This is a genomic window from Gordonia amicalis NBRC 100051 = JCM 11271 (assembly GCF_000332995.1).
Taxonomy (GTDB): domain Bacteria; phylum Actinomycetota; class Actinomycetes; order Mycobacteriales; family Mycobacteriaceae; genus Gordonia; species Gordonia amicalis.
Genome location: NZ_BANS01000043.1, coordinates 21,194 through 42,268, shown reverse-complemented (window position 1 = coordinate 42,268; position 21,075 = coordinate 21,194). Strand labels below are relative to the sequence as shown.

Genomic DNA, 21,075 nt, shown 5'->3' with positions numbered 1-21,075 from the left:
CACCCGCGAAATATAAATCGCTCATCGGGTTACGTACCCGAAACGTGAAGGCACCACTGCGGAAACCGAGTGCCGACAATCTCTTTGCAGGCGCCGAGCCGTCGGTGCATCTGAGGAGGTTTTCGTAGTGGATTTGGCTCTGTTGCCAAACGAATCGTTTGGCCCCATCGACACGGGCAACACGGCATTCATGCTCGTGTCGGCCGCGCTCGTCCTGCTGATGACCCCGGGCCTTGCCTTCTTCTACGGGGGGTTGGCACGCGGCAAGTCCGTCCTGAACATGATGATGATGTCGTTCGGCTCCCTGGCGACGATCAGCGTCGTCTACGTGCTGTGGGGCTTCTCGATGTCCTTCAGCGACGGCATCACCGGCGAGAACGACATTCTGGGCATCTTCGCGAACCCGTTCGCGCTGTTCGGTTCCGACCAGCTCATGAGCACGATCGGTGAGGGCGATTCCGAGCAGTACGTCACCGGCGGGCTGTCGATCCCGGCGATCGTCTTCATGGGCTTCCAGCTGACCTTCGCGGTCATCACCGTTGCCCTCATCAGCGGTGCCCTCGCCGAACGCGTGAAGTTCTCGACCTGGATGGTCTTCACCGTCCTGTGGTCGACGATCGTGTACTTCCCGCTGTCCCACATGGTCTGGGGCGGCCTGGTCGGCGGCGGCGGTCTGCTCGGTGCGGGTGAGGACGGTCTGGCGGCCAAGATGTTCGGCACCGACGACGAGGGTGCGGCTGTCGTTGCGCCCATCGACTTCGCCGGCGGCACCGTGGTCCACATCAACGCCGGTATCGCTGCTCTGGTCCTGGTTCTCATCATCGGCAAGCGCGTCGGCTTCGGTCGTACCGCCTACCGTCCGCACAACATCCCGTTCGTCATGCTCGGTGCGGCACTCCTCTGGTTCGGCTGGTTCGGGTTCAACGTCGGCTCGGAGCTGGGCGCCGACCTCCTCGCCGGCCAGGTGTGGGTCAACACCACGGCCGCGACGGCAGCCGCGATCATCGGCTGGCTCATCGTCGAACTCATCCGCGACAAGCACGCCACCAGCGTCGGCGCCGCCTCGGGCATCGTGGCCGGCCTGGTCGCGATCACCCCGGCCTGTGGTGCGCTGACCCCGGTCGGCTCGCTGATCCTGGGTCTCATCGCCGGTGCCCTGGCCGCGGTGGCCATCGGCCTGAAGAACAAGTTCGGCTACGACGATTCGCTCGACGTCGTCGGCGTCCACCTCGTCGCCGGCCTGTGGGGCACTCTCGCCATCGGTCTCCTCGGCAAGGACGTGGGCCTCCTCTGGGGTGGCGATTACAAGCAGCTCGTGGTCCAGGCGGTCATCGCCTTCTTCGCCCTGGCGTTCACCGCCGTGCTCACCGCGATCATCGCCTTCGCCCTCAAGCCGCTCGGCTGGCGCGTCAGCGATGAGGACGAGAAGAGCGGCATCGACGAGGCAGAACACGCTGAGACTGCCTACGAGCTGGCATGACGATCGAGTCCAATCGCTACTACGCTGACACCCGTGGAGAGGGATAACTAATGAAGCTGATCACTGCAATCGTCAAACCGTTCACGCTCGAGGACGTCAAGGCCGGTCTGGAGCAGGCGGGCATCCTGGGCATGACCGTCAGCGAGGTCCAGGGTTACGGACGCCAGAAGGGCCACACCGAGGTCTACCGCGGGGCCGAGTACTCGGTCGACTTCGTGCCGAAGGTCCGCGTCGAGGTCGTCGTGGACGACGCGGCCGTGGACAAGGTCGTCGACGTCATCGTCGAGGCCGCCCGTACCGGCAAGATCGGTGACGGCAAGGTGTGGGTCTCGCCGGTCGAATCGGTCGTGCGTGTCCGCACCGGCGAGCGCGGCGGCGACGCTCTGTAAGTGAGCTCGTGCCCTTTCTGAACCCCAAGCGCGGCCCCGCGTCCGACGACCAGTCGGGCGCGGGGCCGCACCGTTCAACCCCCGAAACCGAGGAGGCTCCCGTAGCCGCGACCGATCTGGCCAAGACCCGCCGGCAGCTCACCGAGTCGAGCCGGAACGGGAAACTCGACGCACCGGCGTTGCGCCAGGTGCTCGTCGACCTGCACGAGTTCTGGCTGACCAGCAAGGGCGCCGAACTCGGCATCAAACCCCACAGCGGATTCGCGATCGTCGCGGTCGGCGGACTGGGACGTGGCGAACTGCTGCCGTACTCCGACCTAGATCTGATCCTGCTGCACGACGACATGCCCCTCGAGCGGGTGTCCGAGGTCGCCGACGGACTCTGGTATCCGTTGTGGGACGCGAACATTCCGCTCGATCACAGTGTCCGGACCGTTCCGCAGGCGCTGCAGGTCGCCGCTGAGGACGTCACCGCGGCCCTCGGATTGCTCGAGGCCCGCCACATCGCGGGTGACGAGGATCTGTCGAATCTGCTGATCGGTGGTGTGCGCCAGCAGTGGCGCAACGACATCCGTCATCGGTTCCCCGATGTGGTCGCCCACGCTCAGGATCGCTGGCGCCGTGCCGGCGACATCGCGCATCGCGCCGAACCCGACCTGAAGAACGGTCGGGGAGGGTTGCGCGATGTACAGCTCCTCGGTGCTCTGGCGATCGCCCAGCTCACCCACGGGATGGCCGGTCTGCGGCCGGATTCGCCGGGCGCCGGACCGCAGGTCGCCTACGCGCGGCTCCTCGACATCCGGACCGAACTGCACCGCATCGCGGGCCGTCCGCGCGAACAGGTGCGCGCGCAGGACGCCGACGAGATCGGGGCCGCCCTGCGGATCGGGGACCGGTTCGATCTGGCGCGTGTCATCAGCGACTCGGCCCGCACGATCAGCTATTCCATCGACGTCGGTCTGCGGACCGCGGGCAACGCACTGCCGAGGCGCGGCCTGGCCAAGCTGCGCCGGTCGCCGCTGCGCCGCCCGCTCGACGAGGGCGTGGTCGAGCACAGCGGCGAGATCGTCTTGGCGCGCAACGCTATTCCCAGCAAGGACCCGGGGCTCATCCTCCGGGTCGCGGCCGCGTCGGCGAGGACGGGTCTGCCGATCAGCGCGTCGACCCTGAGCCGGCTGGCCGACTACGCACCCGAACTGCGGGAACCGTGGCCGGCGGAGGCGTTGAGCGACCTGTTGGTCCTGCTCAGCTCGGGTCATCACATGGTGGACCCGATCGAGGCGCTCGACCGCACCGGACTCTGGGGCCGGCTGCTGCCGGAATGGGGTGCGGTGCGCGACCTTCCGCCGCGCGACGCGATCCACACCTGGACAGTCGACCGTCACCTGGTGGAGACCGCGGCGTATGCGAGTTCGATGACGACGCGGGTATCGCGGCCGGATCTTCTCGTTCTCGGGGCGCTCATCCACGATCTCGGCAAGGGACGCGGGGCCGACCACAGCATCGTCGGCGCCGAACTCGCCGTCCAGATCGGCAACCGGTTCGGCCTGTGGCCGCAGGACGTGACGACCCTGTCCGACATGGTGCGACACCACCTGTTGCTGCCGCAGGTCGCGACGCGTCGCGATCTCGACGACCCGGCGACCGCCGAGTTCGTCGCCACCGCACTGGGTCACAACCGCGTCCTGCTGGAACTCCTTGCGGCACTGGCCGAAGCGGATTCGCTGGCGACCGGCCCGGGCGTGTGGGGCGAGTGGAAGGCCTCACTGATCGGTGAACTCGTCCGGCGCTCGATGAGCCACATCGAGGGCATCCCGCCGTCGGTACCCGAACCGCTGACACCCGAGCAGCTGGCGATCGCCGCCGAGGGGGACTACGCGGTCCGGCTCGTGCGCGCCGACGGTCCGCACACCTACGACGTCACGATGGTCGCGCCCGATCAGCCCGGGTTGCTGTCGAAGATGGCCGGAGTGCTCGCGCTCGGCGGGTTGCGTTCACACAAGGCCTGCGCGCAGAGCCACGACGGCAAGGCCGTCAACTCCTTCATCGTCGTGCCGATGTTCGGCAGTCCGCCGGACGCAGGTCTGCTGCGCCAGCAGCTCATCGCGTCGGTCAACGGCAAACTCGATGTGCTCGCGCGTCTCGATGCACGGGAACGGGAGTCGCCGATACCCACCATCGGCTCGGTCAGCACCCCGCCGGGGACGATGGTGACTCTCGGGGCGAGCGCCGGCAGCACCGACCCCGACGTCGACGGTGCCGGTCACCCCAAGAACGCGGTACCCGCCCTGTTCGCGGTCGCGCCGCCGCGGGTGACCTGGCTCGACACCCCCGAACCCGACGCCACCGAAGGGGCGGTGCTGCTCGAGGTCCGGTCGGACGACCGGATCGGGCTGCTGAGCCGGGTGAGCGCGGTCCTGGAGCAGCACGGCGCCGACATCCGCTGGGCGAAGGTCTCCACCCTCGGCGCGACCGTCGTCGACATCTTCAGCCTGAGGTTGGCCGAGGACACCGCGGAGATGCGTGCGACGCTCACCGACGCGATCATCGCGGTGTGCCCGCCGCCGCAGCCCAAGCGGGACGAGGACGGTGACGGGCCGCAGCCCTCCGGCGGCACCGGCCGGTCGGGGGTGCCGATCTCCTAGATGTGAGGTCCCAGCAGCCGAGGTTCCCCGACCCACATGGAAGGATGGGACCCATGTTCGATTCCCTCTCCGACCGGTTGACCGGTGCCCTGAAGGACCTGCGTGGCAAGGGGCGGCTCTCCGACGCCGACATCGACCGCACCTGCCGCGAGATCCGGCTCGCCCTGCTCGAGGCCGACGTCTCGCTGCCGGTGGTGCGCGCCTTCATCGCGCGGATCAAGGAACGGGCGAAGGGCGCCGAGGTCTCCGCGGCGCTGAACCCGGCCCAGACGGTCGTCAAGATCGTCAACGAGGAGCTCATCGGCATCCTCGGCGGCGAGACCCGTCGGGTGCGCTTCGCGAAGAACCCGCCCACGGTCATCATGCTGGCGGGTCTGCAGGGTGCCGGTAAGACGACCCTCGCCGGCAAGCTGGGCAAGTGGCTCAAGCAGCAGGGCCACACACCGCTGCTGGTGGCCTGTGACCTCCAGCGTCCGGGCGCCGTCTCGCAGCTGCAGATCGTCGGCGAGCGTGCCGGCGTCCAGGTCTTCGCGCCGCACCCGGGCACCAGCGTCGGCGGTGAGGGAACACTCGGCGTCACCTCCGGTGACCCGGTCTCCGTCGCGCGCGCCGGTGTGGAGGAGGCGAAGAACAAGCACTACGACGTCGTCGTCATCGACACCGCGGGCCGCCTCGGTATCGACGCCGAGCTGATGAAGCAGGCCTCCGACATCCGTGACGCGACCGCTCCCGACGAGGTGCTGTTCGTCGTCGACGCGATGATCGGTCAGGACGCGGTCACGACCGCCGAGGCCTTCGCCGACGGCGTCGGCTTCACCGGTGTGGTGCTCACCAAGCTCGACGGCGACGCCCGCGGCGGTGCCGCCCTGTCGGTGCGCGAGGTCACCGGTCAGCCGATCATGTTCGCGTCCTCCGGTGAGAAGCTCGAGGACTTCGACGTCTTCCACCCCGACCGCATGGCCAGCCGGATCCTCGGCATGGGCGACGTGCTCAGCCTCATCGAGCAGGCCGAACAGCACTGGGACGCACAGCAGGCCGAGGCCGCCGCGGCCAAGATCACCCAGGGTGACCTGACCCTCGAGGACTTCCTCGACCAGATGCTGATGATCCGCAAGATGGGTCCCATCGGCAACATCCTCGGCATGCTCCCCGGCGCCGGCCAGATGAAGGACGTGCTGAGCCAGGTCGACGACAAGCAACTCGACCGGGTCCAGGCGATCATCCGCGGCATGACCCCCGCCGAGCGGGAGAACCCGAAGATCATCAACGCCTCCCGCCGGCTGCGTATCGCCAACGGTTCCGGCGTCACCGTCAGCGAGGTCAACCAGCTGGTCGACCGATTCTTCGAGGCCCGCAAGATGATGGCGCAGATGTCCGGTCGCATGGGCATGGGCGGGATGAACCGGAAGTCCAACCGCAAGGGGAAGAAGGGCAAGAAGGGCAAGGGGCGCGGTCCCACTCCGCCGAAGGTGCGCGGTGGTTTCCCGGCGATGCCGGGCGGCATGCCCGCCGGGTTCCCGGACCTGTCCGACATGCCCGCCGGACTCGACCAGCTGCCCCCGGGACTCGAGGGCATCGACGTCTCGCAGTTCCAGCAGCCCAAGAAGAAGAAATAGCGATGAGTAGCCCGGCAATGGATGTCACCGCCCGCCACTATCGGGGCACCGATCCGCTCACCGGCGAACCGATCGAGTTCTGGGTCTCCGGTGAGACCATCAGCCACACACCCGTCGCAGAGGCCGAGACCGCTGTCGACGACGGCTGGATTCTGCCGGGACTCGTCGACGCCCACAACCACGTCGGCATCGCGCCGGGGCTCGGCGTCGACATCGAGCAAGCCCGTGGTTACGCGTACGCCGACGCCCGGGCCGGGACGCTCCTGATCCGTGAGGTCGGGTCACCGCTGGACACCCATCCGCTCGACGACGACCCCGCCTGTCCGCGGTTCATCCGCTCGGGTAAACACATCGCCCGCCCGAAACGCTATCTGCGTGACTACGGCGTCGACCTCGACGATCCCGACGAGCTGGCGGCCGAGGTGGCACGACAGGCGGAGGCCGGCGACGGCTGGGTGAAGATCGTGGGGGACTGGATCGATCGCGAGGTCGGGGACCTCGCGCCGCTGTGGACGCGGGACCAGATCGAAGCCGCGGTCGCCGTCGCGCACGAACACGGCGCCCGGATCACCGCACACGTCTTCGGGACCGACGCCCTCGTCGACCTGATCGGAGCAGGTGTCGACTGCATCGAACACGGCTCCGGACTCACCGCCGACTTGATCGATCAGCTCGTCGAACGCTCGATCGCATTGGTGCCCACCATGATCCAGGTGGAGAACTTCCCGGGGATCGCCGACGGCGCCGAGCGCTTCCCGACCTATGCGGCGCATATGCGGCAGTTGCACGCCGACGCCCCGAAGGTCTTCGAATCCGCGCGCGAGGCAGGCGTGGCCATCTTCGCGGGCACCGATGCCGGCGGCTTCGTCGAGCACGGCCGCATCGTCGACGAGATCGAGGCGCTGTCGAAGGTGGGGCTGGGGAACGCCGGGCGCCATCGCGGCCGCGTCGGTGCGCCCCCGCCGCTGGCTGGGCGCAGACCTTCTCGGTGACGGCGACCGCGCCGATTTCGTGGTCTACGGCGAGAACCCGTGCGAAGACCTGGGCGTCCTGCGCCATCCGGTAGCAGTGGTGTCGTCGGGTCGCCACCTCGTGTGAGCAACGCCACAAGGTGGACTCTGGTTGCAGTTACCTACTGACACGTAAGGTAGCAACCGCGTTGCAGAGGTTCGTTTGGGGACGAACCGATCAGCTCAATGCAGACCCTGCCGAATCCGGGGGTGAGGACGGGGTTTCGGCAGGAGTCGCAAGCCTGGGGACCGATTCTTCGGTAGGCGAGTGGCGTTGGCGACGTACGGCATGTGGTTGTTCTCGCGGGGTGGACAACCACATGCCGGATCTCCGTCCGATACATGAGGCGGACTTCGTCCGGGCGACGTGACGGATTTCTTTCTGAAGCCGCTGTTCTGGCAGAATGGCTCGACGGTTCGTCGGATACGGTCACGGCCGCCCGACGGTCACACCGAAACAGACGCAAAACCGGGTCCACCATTCCGGGTGGGTTGCAGAATTGCGCAGTGACCACACGAAAGTAGAAGTAGACATGGCTGTCAAGATCAAGCTCACGCGGCTCGGCAAGATCCGCAACCCGCAGTACCGCATCGTCGTCGCCGACGCTCGGACCCGCCGCAACGGCCGGGTGATCGAGACCATCGGCAAGTACCACCCGAAGGAAGAGCCCTCGCTGATCGAGGTCGATTCCGAGCGCGCACAGTACTGGCTGGGCGTCGGCGCGCAGCCGACCGAGCCCGTGGCCGCGATCCTCAAGGTGACCGGTGACTGGCAGAAGTTCAAGGGCCTGCCGGGCACCGAGGGCACCCTGAAGACCGCCGAGGCCAAGCCCTCGAAGCTCGACCTGTTCAACGCCGCTCTCGCAGCTGCCGACAACGAGCCGGTCGCCGCGGCCACCACCCCGAAGAAGAAGGCCGCCAAGAAGGACGAGGCCCCGGCAGAAGCTGCCGCCGAGGCTCCCGCCGCCGAGGGTGACGCGTGAGCGCAGTCGTCGCCGACGCGGTCGAGCATCTCGTCCGCGGAATCGTCTCGAACCCGGACGACGTCCGGGTCGACCTCGTCACCGGTCGTCGCGGCCGGCTCGTCGAGGTCCACGTGAACCCCGAGGATCTCGGTAAGGTCATCGGCCGCAACGGTCGTACCGCCACCGCCCTGCGCACCCTCGTCTCCGGTATCGGCGGACGCGGCATGCGCGTCGACATCGTCGACACCGACCGCTGACGGTCACGTCGTAGGACGAAACGCATCGTGGATCTCGTCGTCGGGCGCGTGGTGAAGTCGCACGGCATTCGTGGCGAACTCGTCGTCGATGTCCGTACCGACAACCCCGACCTGCGCTTCGCTCGCGGCGCGGTGCTGCGCGGCCGACTGCCGCGCGGTGGCGGCGAACGTGAATTCACCGTGACAGCCGCCCGGGAACACTCCGGGCGGCTGTTGGTGTCTCTCGACGGCGTCGCGAGCCGGGATGCGGCCGATGCCCTGCGCGGCACGTTGTTCCTCATCGACTCCTCGCTGGTCGAACCGTCCGACGATCCGGACGAGTTCTACGACCACGAACTCGAGGGGGTCCCCGTCCAGCTCACCGACGGGACCGAGGTGGGCGTCGTCGAGTCGGTGCTGCACATGCCCGGCGGTGAGCTGCTCGCGGTGCGCACCCCCGACAAGCGTGAGGTCCTGATCCCGTTCGTACGGGAGATCGTGCCGACGGTGACCCGCGAACTGATCGTCATCGACCCGCCCGAGGGTCTTCTCGATCCGGACTCGGCCGACGGCGCGCAGTGATGCGGCTCGACATCGTCTCGATCTTCCCCGAGTATCTCGAGCCCCTTCGGGTTGCCCTGCTGGGCAAGGCGATCGACGCCGGACGCATCAGCGTCGACGTCCACGACCTGCGGAACTGGACGCATGACGTGCACCGCAGCGTCGACGACTCGCCGTACGGCGGCGGTCCCGGCATGGTCATGAAGCCCGAGGTCTGGGGTCCGTGTCTCGACGACGTGTGCCCCGACGACGCGCTCCTCGTCGTCCCCACCCCGGCCGGTGTGCCGTTCACCCAGGCGACCGCACAGCGGTGGAGCGCCGAGAAACATCTCGTCTTCGCCTGCGGTCGCTACGAGGGCATCGATCAGCGTGTCTTCGACGACGCAGCCCGCCGGGTGCGCGTCGAAGAGGTGTCCCTCGGCGACTTCGTCCTCATCGGCGGCGAGGTCGCGGTGATGGCGATGATCGAGGCGACCGTCCGGCTGATCGACGGCGTCCTCGGGAATCCTCGCTCGCACCAGGAGGATTCGTTCTCCGACGGGCTCCTCGAAGGGTCGAGTTACACGCGTCCGGTGAGCTGGCGCGGGCTCGACGTCCCGCCGGTCCTCCTCTCCGGCGACCATGCGAAAGTCGCGCAGTGGCGACACGAGCAGGCGCTCGAGCGGACCCGCGCCCGTCGACCCGACCTTCTCGCCGACCCTGTGAAACCAGCCGGTGACCGCGGGCCGGATTCCGGCTAGGATTCGGCACGACTCGAGTCGCACGGTGGGAGGGCTATGCAGGGCTATGAGGCCATGGTCGACGAACTCGACCGTCAGCGTGCCGAACTCGCGCGGACCCGGGCGGCGTTGTCGGAGCTGACCTCCCGAGCCATCAGCCGGGACCGCCTCGTCGCGGTCACCGTCAATGCGCGCGGGCTCGCTGTCGACATCTCCATCGATCCCACCGCCCTGCGTCGCTACCGTGCCGATCAGCTGTCCGAGCTCCTCACCACCCTCATCGCCGAAGCGGATCGTGCGCTCAGTTCCCGGCGTGGTGAACTCCTCGCTGCCGCAACGGTTTCCGGTGTGGACTACGCCGACGCGCGCCTCGAACCAGAACGGACGCCCGGATGACCTCTGGTGGCCGCTCCCACAACCGGGTCGCCGCCGACGTGGGCACCGCGGCGGACCTGTCCGCGCGTCTGGCCAATGCCGAGACACGGTTGGGCACGGTGCATTCCGAACTCGTCGAACTGCTCGCCGACATCGACTGCGCGGTCGGGGTCGGGGAGGGGGCGTTGGCATTTCGGCGGGGTTTCGGGCCCCCGAGCGCCGAAACGGGTGACCTCCTGCGGTCCGTGATCGTGCGTCTCGCCGAGCACCGGCAGGCCCTCACACACGGCGTCGAATCGCTCGCCGACGCCGATGCGGATGCCGCCGGCGCCGTCGATTCCGGTGACACGCGATGAACTCCTCGGCGAGGCAGATCGCGGATGAACTCGCGCCGGGTGTGTGGCCTGGCGCGGATCCGGTGTCGCTGCGCGAGGCCGCGCGGCGGGCGCGGGCTCTGGCCGAGTCCGTGGAGCGGGTGACCGACGTGGTCGTCTCGGCGACCGCCGCCTACGCCTCGCCGGCCATCGGTGGCGTGGCCGTGGAGGGGGAGTTCGGCGACGCCACCGTCGACGGACTGGCCCAGATCACCGGTGCCGGTCCGGATTCGTTGCCGCACGTCGCCGGGCGGCTTCGCGTCATGGCGGCGTCGCTGGAGAGCTTTGCCGACGTCGTCGTCGAGACCGAGCAGCAGATGACGACCATCGCCCTCGTCGCCGACCGTGACCGGCGTCGGGCGGAGGTCTTCGCCGAGGTCGGTGACGACTCGTGGCGGGTGAGTGCGTCGAGTGCGGGCCGTCTGGCCCTGACGGCCGCCGGCGACGACTACACGCAACGGTCGGAGGAGGCGGGGCAATCCGCGGGCGGAACCCCGCCCGCAGCGACCAGCGGGATGATGCCGTTCGCACCGATGGGTGCGCTGGGCGGTGCGGGAGCCCTCGGTGCCGGATTGGGGGCCGCCGGACTGGGCGCGGCGATCGGCGCCGCCGGGTCGCGAGCCGGCCGGGACACCACCGGCGGAGACCTGACCTGGCTTCGCCGGCGCGCCGAGAACCTGCAGGCGAGCGTGCCGCCGGCCATCGCCGGGTGGTTCCGCACCGCGGTGGGGGTCGGTGTGGGGGCGCGTGGGCGGCGGGTGGTGGTCGTGGGGACCAACGATCCGCAGCCGTACCAGCGCGCGGGACTCGAACTCGCCGACGACGAGGCCCTGACCGCGAACGGCCGGGCACCCGAACTCGCGATCGTCGAACACATGACCGCCTCGGGGATCACTCCCACCGCGATCGCCGCCGCGACCCCGATGGAGTCGGCCACACTCTCGGCTCTCCGGGCCGCAGACATCGTCGCGGTGGGGCCCGGTTCACGCCCCTGACCGGCGATTTCGTCGGACCGGGGTCTCTCTGGCACAATAGTCGGGTTGCCTGTCCCGCTGACGGGCACCGACGACTCGGAGTACGAACCGGTTCGAAGCCCGACGGCCCGCCAGGTTCCTCTGCTCAACGTTCACGCCAGACAAGGACCCAACCAATGAACACGCTCGACTTCCTCGACAAGCAGTCCCTCCGCGACGATGTCCCGGACTTCGGCCCCGGCGACACCCTCGACGTCCACGTCAAGGTCATCGAGGGCAGCAAGGAACGCGTCCAGGTGTTCAAGGGTGTCGTCATCCGTCGCCAGGGTGGCGGCGTCCGCGAGACCTTCACCGTTCGCAAGGTGTCCTTCGGCGTCGGCGTTGAGCGCACCTTCCCGGTGCACAGCCCGAACATCGCCAAGATCGACGTCCTCACCCGCGGTGACGTCCGTCGCGCCAAGCTCTACTACCTGCGTGATCTGCGTGGCAAGGCCGCAAAGATCAAGGAAAAGCGCTGACGCGTCTACCCTGACGAGGTGGCCGACACACAGCGACCCAGCGACGATCGCGACCTTGACACCGACGGCGACGACGGTGCGAAGCGTCCCTGGCGGTTGAAGTCCGATCCGGACGAGACCGAGGACGGCAAGCGCAAGTCGGGATCCGGCTCGCTCTTGCGCGAGGTCGTGATCATCGTGGGGTGCGTCCTGCTCCTCACCTGGCTGCTGCAGACCTTCATCGGACGGCAGTACGTCATCCCGTCGGAGTCGATGGAGTCGACTCTGATCGGCTGCGACGGGTGCACCAACGATCGCATCGTCATCGACAAGATGGTCTACCGCTTCGGTGACCCCCAGCCCGGTGACGTCGTCGTCTTCAAGGGGCCGTCCGAGTCCTGGAACGGGTCGTGGGTGTCCCCGCGATCGACGAACCCGGTCATGCACAAGGCGCAGGATGCGTTGTCGTGGTTCGGTTTCGCCCCGCCCGACGAGAACAACCTCGTCAAGCGGGTGATCGCGACCGGCGGGCAGACCGTCGAGTGCCGCAACGACGAAGGTGTCGGTGTGAAGGTCGACGGGAAGCCGCTGCACGAGCCGTACATCAACATGGAGCTGCAGCGCGAGACCGTCGCCGCATTCGGTCCCGGTGTCGCCGGCCCGGGTGAATCGGTCCCGCCGTGCCTCGGTCCCGACTTCGGCCCGATCAAGGTGCCCGAGGGCAACGTGTGGGTGATGGGCGACAACCGCCTCAACTCGCAGGACTCGCGTTACCACGTCGACGACCGGTACCAGGGCACCGTGCCGATCAGTGACATCCGCGGCAAGGTCCGAACCATCATCTATCCTTTCTCGCGGATCGGTGGTGTCGGTTCGATCAATCCCCAGCAATGATCATGTGGGGACTACGCACACCATGAGTCGCTGGCCACCGCGCTCGCCCGTCCGTCGTGCGGCGGGACTGCGGACTTTCGAATTCGCGCTCTACCGGCAGGGCCTCGGCCCGGTCGCGGGGGTCGACGAGGCCGGTCGCGGTGCGTGCGCCGGCCCGCTGGTGGTGGCGGCGTGCGTGCTGAAGCCGACGCAGTTGGCCTCGCTCGCCGAACTCGACGACTCCAAGCGGCTGACCGAGAAGACCCGAGAAACGCTGTACCGATCGGTGACCAGGTATGCCGACGCGTGGAGCGCGGTCGTCATCGACGCCGCCGAGATCGACCGGATCGGCATCCACGTCGCGAACATCGAGGGCATGCGCCGAGCGGTCGCAGCCCTCGACGTGACGCCCGGATATGTGCTGTCCGACGGTTTCGTCGTCCCCGGGCTGACCGCGCCGTCGCTGCCGGTGATCGGTGGAGACGGGGCCGCAGCCTGCATCGCCGCCGCGAGCATCATCGCGAAGGTGACGCGGGATCGGATCATGGTCGCGATGGACTCCGACCTGCCCGGTTACGACTTCGCGATCCACAAGGGATACAGCACGCCACTTCACATGTCCCGCATCGATGCGGCGGGACCGTCACCACAACACCGCATGTCGTACCGAAATGTCGCGGCACGAGTGGTCTCCAGCGCAAACGACAACAGGGATAGGCTTACAGGATGAGTGCTGAGGATCTCGAGAAGTACGAAACCGAGATGGAACTCTCTCTGTACCGCGAGTACAAGGACATTGTCGGGCAGTTCACCTACGTGGTGGAGACGGAGCGGCGCTTCTACCTCGCCAACGCGGTCGAGATGATTCCCCGCAACACCGATGGTGAGGTGTACTTCGAGCTACGGATGAGCGACGCCTGGGTCTGGGACATGTACCGGCCGGCGCGCTTCGTCAAACAGGTTCGGGTGATCACGTTCAAGGACGTCAACATCGAGGAACTCGAGAAGCCGGAACTGCGGCTTCCCGACGAACCCTGAACTCTTCTCGGGTGAGCAACTCAGCAGTGTGCAGAACCCGATGGTTGTCCACAGATGCGGCCGCGGCGGGAGCAGTCCCACCGCGGCCGTGCTGTGTTCGGTGAAGCTCAGGGCATGAGCGATACCGTTCCGTCTGCCGGTCGTCCCGTCAATCGTCGCGCGCACGTCGGCAAGCTGGGGGAGGACATCGCCGCCGACTTCGTCGGGTCACTGGGTTGGATTGTCCTGGAACGTAACTGGCGCAACCGATACGGCGAACTCGACCTCGTCGGCGTCGACCCGCACACCACGGACGGCCCGACGCTGGTGGTCGTCGAGGTCAAGACCCGTGCGAGCCGGACTTTCGACGATCCCGTCATGGCGGTGACGCCGGACAAGCTCGCCCGGATGCGTCGGCTCGCGCGCACCTGGCTCGCCGGGCAGGAACGACGATGGCGTCAGATCCGGTTCGACGTCATCAGCGTGCAACTCGACGGCTTCACCCCGGACGATCCCGCACGTGCCCGGGTGAGACATCACCGGGGCGTCTACGACTGAGTGGTCGAGAGCTTTGGCGGTTCTAGAGCTTGCTGAGATCGGAGCGGATCAGCATGACGTTGTAGTCGCTCCAGCGTGAGGCGTTGAAGTACAGATCTTTGCCCGTGCCCAGCAGCGCAGGCGAGTTCGGCAGCATCATGGGTCCGTACACGACCGGGTTGCCGGGTGCCACGATGGTGCGCGGGCCGCTCCAGGGGCCTTCCGGATGGTCGGCGGTGCGGAGCCGAATGCCGTTGTCCCCATCGAGCATGATGTATTTCTTCAGATACGGGCTCCACGAGACCGACAGTTCGCTGACGGGTTGGCGGGCGACGACACCTTCGGTGTCGTGGATGTCGCTGATGCTGTCGACCCAGCCGATCCGCTCGCCCGACCAGTACTCGTACTTGTCGAGGTCGAGAATGTCCTCCGGCTTGAACCGCGCCAGGAACGCGGCGCCGAAACGGCCGTTGGGCGTACCGAACTGGTAGATGTAGCCCGCTTCATCGGTGCCGGGCCGGCCGCGCATGTACGCGTTCTGCTGGAACTTGCCGTTGTTGACGTCGATCGCGCGGAGGTTGCCGGGCAGGGCGAGATCGATCGGCGCGTTGATGAGGATCGTGTCGGGGTCGCTGGTCCAGGTTTGGCCGTTGTTGTCGGAGTAGGCGATGCCCGAGTAGTTGGTGACCCAGTTGCCCGCCGAACCCCACGACCGTACCGACATGTAGTTGATGTACTGGCGGAAGCCGTCGCCGTGGGGGATCGAGATCGCCGCGGTCGGGATCGTGGTGACCTCGATGTTCGAGATGCCCAGTGAGGGAATGAGTTCCTGGGCGAAGTTCGGCCGATCCCCGATCACGGTGCCCGAGTTGATGTCTCCCGCGACTCCGTTCGGTACCTTCAGCCCGTCGGCGAGGTCGTTGTCGTTCGAGCGCAAGAGGACATTGTGCCGCCACTCTTGTCTCGGGGCGTTGCAGTTGCCGAAGGTGTCGCCGAAGGCCATGAGGGTCTGGCCGCGGCCGTTGTCCCAGGCGATTCCCAGATCTGTGCCGCCGATGCCGAAGCGGTCGTAGGTGTCGTTCTTGCTGTACGGGCCGGTCACCCAGCCCACGCTGCGGGAGATGGACCCGACATAGGGGATGAGTGGTCGCTGAGGTCCCGGGTCGGGGACGTTGGAGCCGGAACCCGAGCCGGAGCCCGAACCCAATGAGCCCGACGAGCCGAATCCGAGGAAGCTCGAACCGTTTCCGGAATTCCCGCACGGCGCGGCCTCGGCGATGCCGGTACCGGCGGTCAGGACGATCGCGGTGGTACCGATTGCGAAGGCTCCCGCCAGCGCCAGTCGGACACCCTTGGTGAAACGGCTGGGCACGCAGACCTCCGTGTGACAGGTGTTTCTGAAGTTATTGACGTGACCATTGTTACTGGAGTTGTGTTACAGGAGGGTCCGAGAAGGGTCACGATGCGGTGTCAACGGATGAGGTGCCGCGTCTCCGAGTCGGTGCGTGATTGCCACCCGACGCGTTCGAGTTCGGGGATGTCGTTCTCGTGTTCGGGATATCCAACGCAGAGGTAGGCGACCAGTTTCCACGTGGCCGGAACCGCGAGTGCTTCGGTCACTGCATCGGGTTCGAGAATGGACACCCAGCCGATGCCGACGCCGCGGGCCCGGGCCGCCAACCACATCGTGGTGATGGCCGTGACGACCGAGTATTCGAGCGTCTCCGGCACGGTCTGGCGACCCAGGCCGTGGCCCTGCTCGGCGTCGGGCGCGCAGAAGACGGCGAGATGGACTGGTGCGTCGTCGAGGCCGGCGAGCTTCAGTGACGAATACAGTTGTGCGCGTTCGCCGGTGTAGCCGTCGAGTGCTTCGGTGTTGCATCGGATGAAGCTGTCGCGCACCGCCTCCCGCGCCGATGCGGTTTGCACCTCGACCCAGCGCCAGGGCTGGCTGTTGCCGACCGACGGAGAGAACTCCGCTGACTCGAGGATCTCGGGGAGGAGGTGTGGTTCGAGGGGTTCGCGGCTGAATCGACGGACGTCGCGTCGCCAGCGGAAGAGTCGGTCGAGGTCGCCGACGAACGCCTTGTCGAAAGTTCCGTCAGTCATCGGTTGTCGAGCTTAGCGACGACGATCGATCAGAACGGCGCCGGTCCGTCGGTCTGCTCGCGCCGTTCGCGTTCGCGCTGGTTGCGGGCGCGTTCGGCCCTCCGCCGGGCGTGTTTCGCGGCGGTTCGGTTGTTCGGTGGCGGAGTGTCGGCACCGGTGATGACCCGTGGTGTGGGTGGGGCTTGGGCAGGTTGTTCGAATCGGATTCGGCGCAGGTTCGGGAACAGGTCTTCCAGGGTTTCGGCGTCACCGTGGATGCGGTAGCCCTCGGGGGTGATGTATTCGGTGACCAGGCGGCCGTCCTCGTCGCGGTACTGGACGTCGACCCAGTCGCCGAAGGTCTTGTGCAGGTGGCCGAACCGGCACTTCGCGTTGAGGTTCTCACTCGAGGTGAGACCGCCGCGGGTCGGGCGCTGATGGTCGAACTCGGTGACGTGGTCGAGGTCGCAGCTGAAAGACGAACGCTCACAACCCGGCTCGGCACAGTAGCCGTCACGGATGCGGACGAAGTCGGCGCACGCGGTGGTCGGGCGGTAGGGGTCAGACGGTTGAGAACCGGGGTAGATGACGACGACATCCGACGACGGCGCGACGGGAACGTTCGGCGCGACCGGCTCATCGTTCGGAGTGGCTGCGGGTTGCGGGCGCCGGGCTTCGCGGGACTGTGCGTCACGCTCGTCGCGGCCGTCTTCCGGAGAGGGCGCTTCGGCGGCAAAACGTGTGGGTGCTGTACGTGCCGGCGTGACCGGCTTGATCGTCGCGTCGGGCCGGTTGGCGAGGTCGCGGACGTGCTCGTCGGAGATGACGCCGTGGCCGTCGATCCAGCCGATCCCGGGTGCGCCGTTGAGCGTCGCGGGATCGGTGACGGCATGGATGATGACTTCGCTGCGCACCGAGGCGAGTGCCGCTCCGGGCTCGGGGACCTCGGCCGTGCAGTCCTCACGGTCGCAGCAGCACTCGAACACGGTGCCGGTCAACAGCGCGAACATGGCGTCGGAGTTGCGTTGCCCGACGGTGCGACCGTCGTGCTTGCACACCGAATCAGCCAACACGCGAACGGCTTTGGCCGCGATGCGCACGTTCTCCGCGGCCATCACACCGGTGATCTCGGCGGTCCCGTCGTCCAGGGTGTGAGTCGACATGCCACGGTTGTCGAGTGCTTCTTTGCGCCGTTCCCGGACGAGGTCGGGATCGTGCCGGAAGACCAGCCGGTCGACCATGTCACGCAACCGTGCCCTGGTCCACGACCCTTTCTTGCTGCGCAGGGTGGCGGCGATCGCGGCGTCGAGGGTCGGGGTGATCGATGAGTCGGGCGGGACGAGTGCGGTGCGGGACAGGATCACCTGAAGCTGCCAGCGGGTGGTGATGCCGTCACGGAGTGTGTCGAGAACTTCGGGAAGGGACTCGCGCAGGCCGATGGCCTCGTCGACGAGGATCTCTGCCTGTCGTCGAGTGAGCGATAGTTGCCGTGCCACTCGGATGACGCAGTCGGCTTCGCCACTGACGACGATCCCGCCGGCCAGGGTGCTGCGGACCGCGATGCAACGGTCGGCGATGGCGGTGACCAGCTGGTACCGCAACCAGTCCTCGTGAGAATCCCGGCGCTGCGACTCTGCCAACGCGTCCATGAGGGAGTTCATGTCGGCGTCGTAGGGGTGGGCAGGATCGACCCCGGCGAATGATCCGCCCGATGGGTCGATCCGATCGTCCGACACCCTGCCCCCAGAAGTGTTGCAGATCCGGCACATTCGACCGGATCACTTGCTGACCACCAATGTAGACCCGATCACCGACAAGATCTGATTCGTGTCCACAGGGTCCGGCTGTCAGGTAGTGCGCGACAGTCGAATCCGCCGGATTGACATCGCGTGCGACATCGATCCGTCGACGCGATCTCAGCCGAAGTCGTTTAGCCGGATTGACATCGCGTGCGACTTCGTTCCGTAGAACCCAGGCCATGGTCCGGCCGCTGAACAACTCGACGTTCATCCACAGATCACCCGTCCGCCGGTGGTGACACGGTTCCGGGTAGGGGCTCCTCGACCACACTGTGCCCATGCTGGGGCAAACGCAGGCGGTGGGGCTCAACGCCTTTGCGGCGCATGTCGTCGACGTACAGGCGAGTGTGGGGTCGGGGTTGCCGGGTTTCTCGGTGACCGGTAGCCCGGATGCGTCGGTGCGGGAGGCTAGGGACCGAGTGCGGGCGGCGATCAAGAACTCGGGGTTCACGTTTCCCGATCTGAAGGTGACGGTGGCGTTGTCGCCGGCCGACATGCCGAAGGTCGGGTCGGGGTTCGATCTGTCGATGGCCGTGGCGATTCTGGCTGCGACAGAACAGGTGTCGTCGGAGAAGCTGGTGTCGACGATCTTCCTGGGTGAACTCGGGCTCGATGGGAACGTGCGGCCGATCCGGGGAGTGTTGCCGGCGGTGATCGCTGCGCGTCAAGCCGGTTATCGACGTGCGGTGGTGCCGATCGAGACGGTGGCGGAGGCTGCGCTGGTCGAGGGGATGGACGTCGGTGGTGCGTCGAGCCTCAAGGAGGTGGCGGCCTGGCTCGCGGGTGATCTCGTACTCGACAACTTCCACCGGACGGCACCCACGAAGCCGCCGCCGATCCCGGACATGGCCGACGTGGTGGGTCAGCACGAGGCGCGGCACGCACTCGAGATCGCCGCGGCCGGAGCGCATCACGTCCTGATGACCGGGTCGCCGGGCATCGGCAAGACCATGCTCGCGCGACGACTGCCGGGCATCCTCCCGCCGTTGGGTCTCGAGGATTCCCTGGAGGTGACGGCGATCCACTCGCTGGTCGGGGAGCTGTCAGCAGGGCGTCCGCTGATCACCGAACCGCCGTTCGTCGCCCCGCATCACAGTTCGTCGACGACGGCGCTCCTCGGTGGCGGAACCGGGTTCGCCCGTCCCGGTGCGGTCTCCAAGGCACACCGCGGAGTTCTGTTTCTCGACGAATGTGCCGAGATGAGCGTCAAGGTCCTGGAATCCCTGCGGGAGCCGCTCGAAGACGGCGAGGTGCGAGTGCCGCGCCGAGACGGGGTCGCCGTATATCCCGCGCGGTTTCAGCTCATCCTCGCGGCGAACCCGTGCCCGTGTGCACCCGCACACGACGTCGACTGTGTGTGCACCGCGGTCGTGCGACGCCGCTATCTCGGCAAGTTGTCCGGACCCCTGTTGGACCGTGTCGACATCCGGGTCCGCATGGACCCGCCGGGAAATGCCGCGCTGATGAGTGGGGCGGGAGAGTCGAGTGCCGAAGTTCGCGCGCGGGTCACCGCGGCGCGTGCGGCTGCGGTCGAGCGGTGGTCGGAATTCGGGTGGCGCACCAACGCCGAGGTGCCGGGATCGGCCTTGCGGCAGAAGTTCCGGCTACCCCCCGACGTCCTCCGGCCCATCGAACTGTTTCTCCGCGACGGGCGGGTGACGGCACGCGGCGCCGACCGTGCGTTGCGCCTGGCCTGGACCCTCAGCGATCTGCGCGGCACCGACGCTCCCGTCGAAGACGATGTCGCACAAGCACTTCTGTACCGAGACCGAGGAGCGACCTGGTGAGTGGCAAGTACCCGTCGGAGCTGTCGGCGTGGACCTACTTGGCGCGCGTGGCCGAACCGCCGTGTGCGGACGTGATCGCGCTCGTGGACGAGGTCGGTGCGGTCGAGGCGGCGTCGGCCATCCGCAGCCGCACGGTGCCCGACGGTCATGAACCGGTGCTGGCCGCGACCGCGGCACGATGCGATTCCGACCGTGCGGCCGAGGACCTCGATGCCGCCGCCGCGATCGGGGCGCGGTTGGTGACCCGTTCCGATCCCGAATGGCCGGCGTGGTCGCTGCTCGCGTTGAGCCAGGCCGACACCGCCGCTCGCGGTGGTGAACCCCTGGCACTCTGGGTCCGCGGACCGGCCCGCCTCGACGATCTCGCCGCCGCCTCGATCGCCCTCATCGGCTCCCGCGCGGCGTCGGCCTACGGCGAACACGTCACGCAGGTGCTGGCGTCGGGTCTCGTCGGTGAGGGATTCGCGGTGATCTCCGGTGGCGCCTTCGGCATCGACGGTGCCGCCCACCGCGCCGTCGTGTCCGCCGGTGGGGTGACCGCGGCCGTGATGGCCTGCGGGATAGACCGTGACTATCCGGCCGCGCATTCGGCGCTCCTGACCGAGATCGCCCGGACCGGCGCGGTCATCAGCGAGTATCCGCCGGGGACGACCGCGGCCAAACACCGCTTCCTGACCCGTAATCGGCTGGTCGCATCACTGTCCGGGGCAACCGTTGTCGTCGAAGCGGGCCGGCGGTCGGGTGCGGCGAACACCGCTGCGTGGGCGCGCAAGCTCGGCCGTCCGCTGGGCGCGGTCCCCGGACCGGTGACGTCGGCGACCTCGGTCGGCAGTCATCGGATGATCGCCGACGGATTGGCGGTTCTGGTGTCCGACGTCGCGTCGGCGGTGAACCTCGTCCGGCCCGACGGCGGGGGAGACTTCGGCCGAGGACGGGCGAAGCCAACCGATGGGCTCAGCGCCGATCAGTTGCGGGTACACGACGCGATCCCCGGTCGGGGTGGTGTCGGGATCGAGGAGATCGCCTTCGCGGCCGGGCTCGAGGTACCGGCCGTGCGGGCGGCTCTGGCGCGACTGGACATCGACGGGCTGGTGGAGAACGTCGGCGGCCAGTGGCGACTGGCCACCGGGTGA

The 21,075-nt window shown here is 67.6% G+C and carries 21 protein-coding genes and 1 pseudogene; 19 read left to right on the top strand and 3 right to left on the bottom strand.

Annotated features, from left to right (window positions below; translation table 11 throughout):
- The first annotated feature begins 127 nt into the window (after window positions 1-127).
- The 17 genes and pseudogenes from GOAMI_RS18855 (at window position 128) to GOAMI_RS18775 (ending at window position 14,289) form a co-directional block, all read left to right on the top strand.
- On the top strand, window positions 128-1,480 hold the full coding sequence (locus tag GOAMI_RS18855; RefSeq protein ID WP_006438181.1) for an ammonium transporter: 1,353 nt from the start codon (window positions 128-130) through the stop codon (window positions 1,478-1,480).
- 50 nt (window positions 1,481-1,530) lie between these two features.
- Window positions 1,531-1,869 (top strand): P-II family nitrogen regulator, encoded by a 339-nt coding sequence (locus GOAMI_RS18850; RefSeq protein ID WP_004572306.1) that lies wholly within the window; start codon window positions 1,531-1,533, stop codon window positions 1,867-1,869.
- 8 nt (window positions 1,870-1,877) lie between these two features.
- Window positions 1,878-4,514: a [protein-PII] uridylyltransferase gene (locus GOAMI_RS18845; protein WP_006438180.1), complete on the top strand. Its 2,637-nt coding sequence runs from the start codon at window positions 1,878-1,880 to the stop codon at window positions 4,512-4,514.
- 53 nt (window positions 4,515-4,567) lie between these two features.
- The gene (gene ffh / locus GOAMI_RS18840; protein WP_006438179.1) at window positions 4,568-6,130 is read left to right on the top strand and encodes a signal recognition particle protein; all 1,563 of its coding nucleotides are present in this window, start codon (window positions 4,568-4,570) and stop codon (window positions 6,128-6,130) included.
- A gap of 17 nt (window positions 6,131-6,147) precedes the next feature.
- Window positions 6,148-7,228 (top strand): annotated as a pseudogene (locus tag GOAMI_RS18835) (amidohydrolase family protein).
- A gap of 445 nt (window positions 7,229-7,673) precedes the next feature.
- Window positions 7,674-8,123, top strand: a complete 450-nt coding sequence (rpsP, locus tag GOAMI_RS18830) for a 30S ribosomal protein S16 (protein ID WP_006438177.1) — start codon at window positions 7,674-7,676, stop codon at window positions 8,121-8,123.
- Complete coding sequence (locus GOAMI_RS18825; protein ID WP_006438176.1) at window positions 8,120-8,362, top strand: RNA-binding protein; 243 nt, start codon at window positions 8,120-8,122, stop codon at window positions 8,360-8,362. The genes rpsP and GOAMI_RS18825 overlap by 4 nt, the downstream gene beginning before the upstream one ends.
- Window positions 8,363-8,389: 27 nt before the next feature.
- Window positions 8,390-8,923 (top strand): ribosome maturation factor RimM, encoded by a 534-nt coding sequence (rimM, locus tag GOAMI_RS18820; RefSeq protein ID WP_006438175.1) that lies wholly within the window; start codon window positions 8,390-8,392, stop codon window positions 8,921-8,923.
- Window positions 8,923-9,642: a tRNA (guanosine(37)-N1)-methyltransferase TrmD gene (gene trmD / locus GOAMI_RS18815; RefSeq protein ID WP_006438174.1), complete on the top strand. Its 720-nt coding sequence runs from the start codon at window positions 8,923-8,925 to the stop codon at window positions 9,640-9,642. The genes rimM and trmD overlap by 1 nt, the downstream gene beginning before the upstream one ends.
- 36 nt (window positions 9,643-9,678) lie before the next feature.
- Window positions 9,679-10,017 carry a YbaB/EbfC family nucleoid-associated protein gene (locus GOAMI_RS18810; protein WP_006438173.1) on the top strand — a complete coding sequence of 113 codons (339 nt, stop codon included), beginning with the start codon at window positions 9,679-9,681 and terminating at the stop codon, window positions 10,015-10,017.
- Window positions 10,014-10,352 (top strand): hypothetical protein, encoded by a 339-nt coding sequence (locus GOAMI_RS18805; protein WP_006438172.1) that lies wholly within the window; start codon window positions 10,014-10,016, stop codon window positions 10,350-10,352. The genes GOAMI_RS18810 and GOAMI_RS18805 overlap by 4 nt, the downstream gene beginning before the upstream one ends.
- On the top strand, window positions 10,349-11,365 hold the full coding sequence (locus GOAMI_RS18800; RefSeq protein WP_006438171.1) for a hypothetical protein: 1,017 nt from the start codon (window positions 10,349-10,351) through the stop codon (window positions 11,363-11,365). Before GOAMI_RS18805 ends, GOAMI_RS18800 begins: the two co-directional genes overlap by 4 nt.
- A gap of 155 nt (window positions 11,366-11,520) precedes the next feature.
- Window positions 11,521-11,862: a 50S ribosomal protein L19 gene (gene rplS, locus GOAMI_RS18795; RefSeq protein ID WP_004572295.1), complete on the top strand. Its 342-nt coding sequence runs from the start codon at window positions 11,521-11,523 to the stop codon at window positions 11,860-11,862.
- An 18-nt stretch (window positions 11,863-11,880) separates the two neighbouring features.
- Window positions 11,881-12,735 carry a signal peptidase I gene (lepB, locus tag GOAMI_RS18790; protein WP_006438170.1) on the top strand — a complete coding sequence of 285 codons (855 nt, stop codon included), beginning with the start codon at window positions 11,881-11,883 and terminating at the stop codon, window positions 12,733-12,735.
- 22 nt (window positions 12,736-12,757) lie between these two features.
- Complete coding sequence (locus tag GOAMI_RS18785) at window positions 12,758-13,444, top strand: ribonuclease HII (protein ID WP_006438169.1); 687 nt, start codon at window positions 12,758-12,760, stop codon at window positions 13,442-13,444.
- Window positions 13,441-13,752, top strand: coding sequence for a DUF2469 domain-containing protein (locus tag GOAMI_RS18780; RefSeq protein WP_005198978.1), 312 nt, complete (start codon window positions 13,441-13,443; stop codon window positions 13,750-13,752). Before GOAMI_RS18785 ends, GOAMI_RS18780 begins: the two co-directional genes overlap by 4 nt.
- Before the next feature lie 114 nt (window positions 13,753-13,866).
- Complete coding sequence (locus GOAMI_RS18775; protein WP_006438168.1) at window positions 13,867-14,289, top strand: YraN family protein; 423 nt, start codon at window positions 13,867-13,869, stop codon at window positions 14,287-14,289.
- Between the two features lie 22 nt (window positions 14,290-14,311).
- On the opposite strand, the gene GOAMI_RS18770 is transcribed toward GOAMI_RS18775, so the two are convergent.
- From GOAMI_RS18770 to GOAMI_RS18760, 3 genes are all read right to left on the bottom strand, one after another.
- Entirely contained in the window at window positions 14,312-15,640 is a 1,329-nt protein-coding gene (locus GOAMI_RS18770; RefSeq protein WP_006438167.1) for a glycoside hydrolase family 183 protein, read from the bottom strand.
- Between the two features lie 98 nt (window positions 15,641-15,738).
- Window positions 15,739-16,377 (bottom strand): 5,6-dimethylbenzimidazole synthase, encoded by a 639-nt coding sequence (gene bluB / locus GOAMI_RS18765; RefSeq protein WP_006438166.1) that lies wholly within the window; start codon window positions 16,375-16,377, stop codon window positions 15,739-15,741.
- A 29-nt stretch (window positions 16,378-16,406) separates the two neighbouring features.
- Window positions 16,407-18,125: an HNH endonuclease signature motif containing protein gene (locus GOAMI_RS18760; protein ID WP_006438165.1), complete on the bottom strand. Its 1,719-nt coding sequence runs from the start codon at window positions 18,123-18,125 to the stop codon at window positions 16,407-16,409.
- Between the two features lie 308 nt (window positions 18,126-18,433).
- On the opposite strand from GOAMI_RS18760, the gene GOAMI_RS18755 reads away from it, so the two are divergent.
- Both GOAMI_RS18755 and dprA read left to right on the top strand, forming a co-directional pair.
- Window positions 18,434-19,942 (top strand): YifB family Mg chelatase-like AAA ATPase, encoded by a 1,509-nt coding sequence (locus GOAMI_RS18755; protein WP_006438164.1) that lies wholly within the window; start codon window positions 18,434-18,436, stop codon window positions 19,940-19,942.
- Window positions 19,939-21,075, top strand: coding sequence for a DNA-processing protein DprA (gene dprA, locus GOAMI_RS18750; RefSeq protein ID WP_006438163.1), 1,137 nt, complete (start codon window positions 19,939-19,941; stop codon window positions 21,073-21,075). Before GOAMI_RS18755 ends, dprA begins: the two co-directional genes overlap by 4 nt.

What these genes read in the sequence shown, in the direction of transcription:
- GOAMI_RS18850 (WP_004572306.1), top strand. Translation starts at nt 1,531, where the DNA reads ATGAAGCTGATCACTGCAATCGTCAAACCGTTCACGCTCGAGGACGTC.
- ffh (WP_006438179.1), top strand. Translation starts at nt 4,568, where the DNA reads ATGTTCGATTCCCTCTCCGACCGGTTGACCGGTGCCCTGAAGGACCTG.
- rpsP (WP_006438177.1), top strand. Translation starts at nt 7,674, where the DNA reads ATGGCTGTCAAGATCAAGCTCACGCGGCTCGGCAAGATCCGCAACCCG.
- trmD (WP_006438174.1), top strand. Translation starts at nt 8,923, where the DNA reads ATGCGGCTCGACATCGTCTCGATCTTCCCCGAGTATCTCGAGCCCCTT.
- GOAMI_RS18810 (WP_006438173.1), top strand. Translation starts at nt 9,679, where the DNA reads ATGCAGGGCTATGAGGCCATGGTCGACGAACTCGACCGTCAGCGTGCC.
- GOAMI_RS18805 (WP_006438172.1), top strand. Translation starts at nt 10,014, where the DNA reads ATGACCTCTGGTGGCCGCTCCCACAACCGGGTCGCCGCCGACGTGGGC.
- GOAMI_RS18800 (WP_006438171.1), top strand. Translation starts at nt 10,349, where the DNA reads ATGAACTCCTCGGCGAGGCAGATCGCGGATGAACTCGCGCCGGGTGTG.
- rplS (WP_004572295.1), top strand. Translation starts at nt 11,521, where the DNA reads ATGAACACGCTCGACTTCCTCGACAAGCAGTCCCTCCGCGACGATGTC.
- GOAMI_RS18785 (WP_006438169.1), top strand. Translation starts at nt 12,758, where the DNA reads ATGAGTCGCTGGCCACCGCGCTCGCCCGTCCGTCGTGCGGCGGGACTG.
- GOAMI_RS18780 (WP_005198978.1), top strand. Translation starts at nt 13,441, where the DNA reads ATGAGTGCTGAGGATCTCGAGAAGTACGAAACCGAGATGGAACTCTCT.
- GOAMI_RS18775 (WP_006438168.1), top strand. Translation starts at nt 13,867, where the DNA reads ATGAGCGATACCGTTCCGTCTGCCGGTCGTCCCGTCAATCGTCGCGCG.
- bluB (WP_006438166.1), bottom strand. Translation starts at nt 16,377, where the DNA reads ATGACTGACGGAACTTTCGACAAGGCGTTCGTCGGCGACCTCGACCGA.
- GOAMI_RS18760 (WP_006438165.1), bottom strand. Translation starts at nt 18,125, where the DNA reads ATGTGCCGGATCTGCAACACTTCTGGGGGCAGGGTGTCGGACGATCGG.
- GOAMI_RS18755 (WP_006438164.1), top strand. Translation starts at nt 18,434, where the DNA reads ATGCTGGGGCAAACGCAGGCGGTGGGGCTCAACGCCTTTGCGGCGCAT.